A 6,577-nucleotide genomic window follows, 5' to 3' on the forward strand; every position below is an offset into this window, starting at 1 on the left:
ATCGGGTGATCTGAAACCCAGCTTCCGACGCTGCCCTGCTCTAACCTCAACTCAGCATGAAAGAGTGCAAAGACACCCGTTCGCGCGGTGCGCCTGGGAAACTCGCCCTTCAAGGCCTTCCTCCGTGCCCTCTGTGTCCTCTGCGGTTGAAAGAAATCAGCCCCTGCGCGCGGCGCGCTCCACCGGGATGGGGATCTGCTCTACGATGGAGATGCCGTAGCCTTCGAGCGCGGCCACTTTGCGGGGATGGTTGGTGAGCAGGCGGATGGCGTGGATGTTCAGGTCGGAGAGGATCTGCGCCCCGATGCCCACCTCGCGCTGGGTCTTGCGCTGGTGGTCGGGGAGATTGGGCTCGCGCACGTCCTTGTGGAAGGCGAGCACGGGCTTGTCGTCGACCTTTTCCACGGAAAAGCCCTTGGAGGTCTGGTGCAGGTAGATGAGGGCGCCGCGGCCGGCCTCAGCGATGGCGCGCAGGGAGCGCTGCACGATGCTGTGACAGTCGCACCAGGTGGCCCCGAAGACGTCGCCCACCAGGCAGTGGGAGTGCATGCGCACCAGCACGGGAGTGCCGTCGTCGTGCTCCACGTCGCCCTTGAGCAGGGCGACGTGGGAGTTGTGCGCCATGTCGCTCTCGTAGGCGATCATGCGGAAGTCGCCGTAGGGTGTGGGCAGCATGGCCTCCCCGATGCGGTGCACCAGCCGCTCGGTGCGCATGCGGTAGCGGATGAGGCCGGCGACGGTGAGCATCTTCATCTGGTGCTCGCGGCAGAACCCGGCCAGTTGCGGCACTCGCGCCATGGAGCCGTCCTCGTTCATGATTTCGCAGATCACGCCCGCGGGCACGAGCCCGGCCAGGCGGGCCAGGTCCACCGAAGCCTCGGTCTGGCCGGCGCGCACCAACACCCCGCCCTTGCGCGCGCGCAGGGGGAAGACGTGCCCGGGCCGCGCCAGGTCCCCGGGACCGCTCTTGGGATCGATGGCCACGTGGATGGTGCGGGCGCGGTCGTAGGCGGAGATGCCGGTGGTCACGCCCTGGCGCGCGTCGATGGCCTCGCAGAAGGCGGTGCCGTACTGCGAGGTGTTCTCCGCGGTCATGGGCCCGATGCGCAGGTGGTCCAGCCGCTCCTCGGTCATGGCCAGGCAGATGAGCCCGCGCCCGTGCTTGGCCATGAAGTTGATGGCCTCGGGCGTGACCTTCTCCGCGGCCAGGGTGAGGTCGCCCTCGTTCTCGCGGTCCTCGTCGTCCACCACGATGATCATCCGCCCCTGGCGGATCTCCTCCAGCGCGGTTTCGACGTCGGTGAAGGGGGATGCGGTGGCCATGGCGTCCTCTCGATTGTAGCAGAGCGGCTGCACCGGAAATGGTGCAATTCCCCCTGCCGGGGGCCTGCAAGGAAGCGCGCCGCCGCCGTTCTAGGGACAGCATCAGCGCTGCGCGGTCAAGCGGCGCTGGGGAGGAACTGTTCAATGCGCAACCGATGGAGCAAGTTCGCGGCCCTGGCAGGCCTGCTTTCCGCCTCGGCTCTGATGGTCCCGGGCCTCTCGGCCCAGAACAAGAAGGAACAGAAGGTCCAGAAGATGGTCGTGACCAAGGCCCACAAGAGCCGCGGCCTGGGCCAGGACCCCAACATCAAGCACAAGTCGGACCTCAATGATCCCAGCCGTCCCGCGCCGCGGCCGGCCGGCCAATGACAGACGGCTCTCCCGCCTCGCGGTGCGGAAGCTTGCACTTTGCGGGCGCGGGAGTACCATAGAGATGGCCCCGCCGGTCCCCCCAAGGCCGCAAGGCGAGCGGGGCGTCTCATCAACGATCATCATTCAACAGGGGTGGCGCGCCTCCGGCGCCCGCTCCGGGAGGGGAGTTCATGCACAAGAGGATGAAGTGGTTTGCTTGCGCGGTGGCGCTGGTGGCCCTGGCGGGATGGATGACGCCGGTGACCTCGGCCCAGGTGCGGGGCAAGACCGGCAAGGCGATGACCGACAAGGCGACCAAGAGTCGCGGCACCGGCCAGGACCCCAACATCAAGAACAAGTCTCAGGCCAACGATCCCAATGCGAAAGTGCCGAAGACCCGCGGTGGCGGTTGCGTCCTGGAACTCCACAACCAGACGCCGTGGAAGGTGCAGTTCTACGCCGACGGGAACTACGAGGAGCTGGTCGCTCCCTGGAGCACCTCCACCTACAGCTTCAGCGGCACCTACACCTTGTACGCCCGCGCCGACTTCACCGACGGCAGTACGCTCACCTGGGGACCCCGGACCGCGACCTGCGAGAGCGTCGGCTGGGTCTACCCCTGGACCTGGACGGAATAAGGCCTGGGCCTTACCAAAGCCTGACAGCGCTCCCTGCGGGGAGCGCTTTCTTATTGGGGAGGAGGCTCAGCCAGCCGGGTGGAACAGGCGGATGACCCAGAAGACCAGGCCGGCGACGGCCGCCGAGGCGGGGATGGTCAGGATCCAGGCCCACACGATGCGCTGAGCCACGCCCCAGCGCACCGCGGAGAGGCGGTGGGTGGCGCCCACTCCCACGATGGCGCCGGTGATGGTGTGGGTGGTGGAGACGGGGATGCCGGCCAGGGCGGTGCCGAACAGGGTGAGGGCGCCCGCGCTCTCGGCACAGAAGCCGCCCACCGGCTTGAGCTTGGTGATGCGCTGGCCCATGGTCCGGACGATGCGCCATCCGCCCAGGTAGGTGCCCATGGCGATGGCGAAGTGGGCGCTGAGGATGATGGGCCAGTGCAGCGAGCCCCAGTCGGCGATGAAATCGGCCTTGCTCATGAGCCCGCCCGTGTAGAGGGCGCCGGCGATGATGCCCATGGTCTTCTGGGCGTCGTTGCCGCCGTGGCCCAGGCTGTAGCCGGCGGCCGAGAGCAACTGCAGCTTGCGGAACCAGCTATCCACCTGGCGGGGAGCTTTGTGCCGCAGCAGCCAGTAGGTGGCGAGCATGAAGACCAGGGCCAGCACCATGCCCATGACCGGGGCCAGCACGATGAAGGCCAGGGTCTTGGTCCAGCCGCTGGCCAGGATCACCTCGTCGGCATGTGACCAGCCGCGGACAAGGCCGGCGCGGGCCATGGCGGCGCCGGCGTAGCCCCCGATGAGGGCGTGCGAGGAGGAGGTGGGCAGGCCCCACCACCAGGTGAGCACGTCCCACACGATGGCGCCCACCAGTCCCGCCAGCACCACCCACTGGGTGACGATGGAAAGATCGATCATGCCCTGGCCGATGGTCTTGGCCACCGCCGTCCCCAGCAGGAAGGCGGCCACGAAATTGAAGAAGGCGGCCCAGACCACCGCCCAGGTGGGCGAGAGCACGCGCGTCGAGACCACGGTGGCGATGCTGTTGGCGGCGTCGTGGAAGCCGTTGAAGAAGTCGAAGGTCAGGGCCACCAGCACGGTGACGATGACCAGCAGCAGGCCGGTATCCATCAGGCGCTTTTCAGGGTCACGGTTTCGATGACGTTGGCCACATCCTCCGCCTTGTCGGTGGCCATCTCCAGGACCTCAAAGAGTTCCTTCATCTTGATCAGGGCGATGGGATCCTTCTCCTCTTCGAAGAGCTTGCCGATGGCCTCGCGGGCCACCGAATCGGCCTCATTCTCCAGGCGGTTGATCTCCACGCAGTAGTCGAGCACGCTGTCGTGCTTGTCCAGCTTGGAGATGGCCGCGGCGATCTGCTCGGTCTGGCGCACGATGAGTTCCGCCAGGCGGGTGGCCCGCGGGGAGCGCTGCGTGATCTTATAGGTGCTCAGACGCTCCCCGGCGGCGTGCACGTAGTCGAGCACGTCGTCCAGGGTGGTGGCCAGGCGGTGGATGTCCTCGCGGTCGAAGGGGGTGATGAAGGTCTGGTTCAGCTTGGTGATGATGGCGTGGGTCAGGTCGTCGCCGCGGTGCTCGATCTCTTGCAGCTTCTGCAGCCGCGTCTCCACGTTCTGGAAGTCCTGCAGGATCTCGAGCAACAGGCGGGCGCCGTCGGTGACGTTGCCCGCCATCTCGGCGAACATACCGAAGAACTTGGTTTCCCTGGGGACCAGGCGGACCATGCGGCGGCGTTCTCCCGGAGCGCAACACTATCTCACGCGACCCCGAGGACGTCAACGCAGCTCGCCGGGCAAAAAGAAAAAGGGCCGTCGCCCACGACGGCCCTCTTCGGCGAAGCTACGCTTACAGCGTGGACTCGATCTCGAAGCCCCAGGCCTGCAGCAGGGATTCGGGGATGAACTTGGAGTTCTTGTTGCGGCGCGCCCACTCCCGCAGCCGGGTGGAGCGAATGTACTGCTCGGGCAGGAGCTTGTACTCGCGCACCACCTGCTCGAACTCGGTCACGGTGGGCACGATGGGCCCGATCGGCTCGGGCTTGCCCCAATTGGGATTGCCACGTCGCTTTGCCATGATACCTCTGCCTTTACGGTAGATTTATGACCGCTTTGGGGCCCTACCTCTGATGATTGGATTCGCTTGTGGTTGCGGCGGATGCGCGGAGACGAGTGGGCTGCGAAAGCCCCGCATCCTTCCACCACGGGTCCGATAGGGCCGAACAAACTGCTTATCTTACTTCGATTTACGGCCTCAAATCAAGCGGATTGAATGGCGGCTCAGCCCAAAAAATGCCTCGCATCGCCCCAAAATCTCCTATCCTATTGAAAACACTTGACTAACTCAGCGATCCGGAGTGCTATCCCCCTAGTTCGTGCCAAAGGGCTGTAGCGGGCGCACCCTGGCCGCCCCCGCAGACCCCAGCCAGGGTCACGCTAGCCGGGCCGAGCCGATGGTACCTATACCGCGAGGGAGGCGGAACTGGCAAAAGTACCAGAGCCGGGCGCCGGCTTAGGTTGGCCGGGCGCGGGCGGGGCGAGTACACTCAGGCGCTATGAACAAGAAGGAAGAGAATCTGGAAGCGCGGCCGGTGCGGGCGTCACAGTCGGAGATGGCGGAGGTCATCATGCCCAACGACGCCAACCCGCTGGGCAACCTGATGGGTGGCCGCCTGATGCAGTGGATCGACATCGCGGGGGCGCTGGCGGCGCACCGCCACTCGCGCCGCTACGTGGTCACCGCTTCCATGGACCATCTCGACTTCCTCGCTCCCGTGCACGTCGGCGACCTGCTCATCCTGCGCTCCTCGGTGAACCACGCCTTCCACACTTCGATGGAGATCGGCGTGAAGTGCTGGGTAGAGAACTACATCGCCGGGAGCAAGCGGCACGTCAGCTCCGCCTACCTGACCTTTGTGGCCATCGATGCGAGCGGGCATCCGGTGGCGGTGCCGCCGGTGGTCCCGGAGACGGTGGAGGAAAAGCGCCGCTACCAGGATGCGACCCGGCGGCGGGAGATCCGGCAGGCGGAGCAGCAGCGGCGGCAGGGCGCGAAGAAGGAGTAGCGCGGCGCTGGACACCGCCTGGTGAGCCGGGTCACAGACAGGGCCGTGCGCGTGAGACAATGTTGTTCTCGCCTGCTGCACGCGGAGGTGCCCTTCTATGGACAGCGCACTTCTGGTGGACCGCATCCAGTTCGCCTTCACCGTCACCTATCACTACCTCTTCCCGCAGCTGACCATGGGGCTGGCCCCGCTCATCGTGCTGCTGAAGAGCCTCGCCCTGTGGAAAAAGGACGAGCGCTACAGCCGCGCCGCGCGCTTCTGGGCCAAGATCTTCGGCATCAATTTCGTGATCGGGGTGATCACCGGCATCCCCATGGAATTCCAGTTCGGCACCAACTGGTCGCACTTCTCGCGCTTCGCCGGCGGGGTGATCGGGCAGACCCTGGCCATGGAGGGCGTGTTCGCCTTCTTCCTGGAGTCGGCGTTCCTGGGGCTCTTCCTCTACGGGGAGAAGCGGCTGAGCCCGCGGGCGCACTGGCTGTCGGCGTTCCTGGTCTTCGTGGGCTCGTGGATCTCGGGCTTCTTCATCATCGCCACCGACGCCTGGATGCAGAACCCGGTGGGCTACGAGATCGGGGCCGACGGCTCCGCCCACCTGACCAGCTTTTGGGGACTGGTACTGAACCCGTGGGCGTGGTGGCAATACGCCCACAACATGAGCGGGGCGGTGATCACCGGGTCGTTCGTGATGGCGGCGGTGGGCGCCTCCTACGTGCTGCTCGACCGCGAGCAGCGGGAGTACGGCCGGCTGTTCCTGCGGGTGGGAGTGACGGCGGCCTGCCTCTTCTCCATCCTGCAGCTTTTCCCGACGGGCGACGCGCAGGGACGGATGGTGGCCCACAAGCAGCCGGCCACCCTGGCCGGCATGGAAGCGCTCTTCAAGAGCGGTCCGGGAGCCCCGCTGGTCATCCTGGGGCAGCCCGACATGCGCGACCACTCCCTGGACAATCCCATCTACGTCCCCAAGATGCTCAGCTTCCTCACCTACCGGCGCTGGGGCGCGCAGGTGCAGGGGCTGGAGGACTTCCCGCCCGAGCAGTGGCCCGACAACGTCCCGCTGCTCTACTACAGCTATCACATCATGGTGGGGCTGGGGACGATCTTCATCGCCGTCCTGGCGATCGCCGCCTGGCTTCTCCTCCGGCGTAGGCTGTTCGAGACCCGCGGCATGCTCTGGGTCCTCATGCTTGCCATGCCG

At 66.1% G+C, this 6,577-nt stretch carries 8 protein-coding genes; 4 read left to right on the forward strand and 4 right to left on the reverse strand.

The features are described 5' to 3' along the window. Positions 1-156 precede the first annotated feature (156 nt). Positions 157-1,323: a 3,4-dihydroxy-2-butanone-4-phosphate synthase gene (ribB, locus tag VEG08_05995; GenBank protein ID HXZ27536.1), complete on the reverse strand. Its 1,167-nt coding sequence runs from the start codon at positions 1,321-1,323 to the stop codon at positions 157-159. 144 nt (positions 1,324-1,467) lie between these two features. Between ribB and VEG08_06000 the strand changes: the two genes are divergently transcribed. Both VEG08_06000 and VEG08_06005 read left to right on the forward strand, forming a co-directional pair. After that, a complete protein-coding gene (locus tag VEG08_06000; GenBank protein HXZ27537.1) occupies positions 1,468-1,692 on the forward strand; it encodes a hypothetical protein in 225 nt (74 codons plus the stop codon). A gap of 173 nt (positions 1,693-1,865) precedes the next feature. After that, entirely contained in the window at positions 1,866-2,312 is a 447-nt protein-coding gene (locus VEG08_06005) for a hypothetical protein (protein ID HXZ27538.1), read from the forward strand. A gap of 66 nt (positions 2,313-2,378) precedes the next feature. Here the strand turns inward: VEG08_06005 and VEG08_06010 are convergent, their stop codons facing one another. From VEG08_06010 to VEG08_06020, 3 genes are all read right to left on the reverse strand, one after another. Continuing rightward, a complete protein-coding gene (locus VEG08_06010; protein HXZ27539.1) occupies positions 2,379-3,428 on the reverse strand; it encodes an anion permease in 1,050 nt (349 codons plus the stop codon). Then, a complete protein-coding gene (locus VEG08_06015) occupies positions 3,428-4,042 on the reverse strand; it encodes a DUF47 family protein (protein ID HXZ27540.1) in 615 nt (204 codons plus the stop codon). Before VEG08_06015 ends, VEG08_06010 begins: the two co-directional genes overlap by 1 nt. A 121-nt stretch (positions 4,043-4,163) precedes the next feature. Beyond that, on the reverse strand, positions 4,164-4,391 hold the full coding sequence (locus tag VEG08_06020) for a hypothetical protein (GenBank protein ID HXZ27541.1): 228 nt from the start codon (positions 4,389-4,391) through the stop codon (positions 4,164-4,166). A gap of 478 nt (positions 4,392-4,869) precedes the next feature. Between VEG08_06020 and VEG08_06025 the strand changes: the two genes are divergently transcribed. Beyond that, positions 4,870-5,379 carry an acyl-CoA thioesterase gene (locus VEG08_06025; protein ID HXZ27542.1) on the forward strand — a complete coding sequence of 170 codons (510 nt, stop codon included), beginning with the start codon at positions 4,870-4,872 and terminating at the stop codon, positions 5,377-5,379. Positions 5,380-5,476: 97 nt separating this feature from the next. Continuing rightward, positions 5,477-6,577: cytochrome ubiquinol oxidase subunit I (locus VEG08_06030; GenBank protein ID HXZ27543.1), on the forward strand; the 1,101-nt coding region annotated here is incomplete at its 3' end.

Source organism: Terriglobales bacterium (assembly GCA_035624475.1).
Lineage (GTDB): Bacteria > Acidobacteriota > Terriglobia > Terriglobales > Acidobacteriaceae > DASPRL01.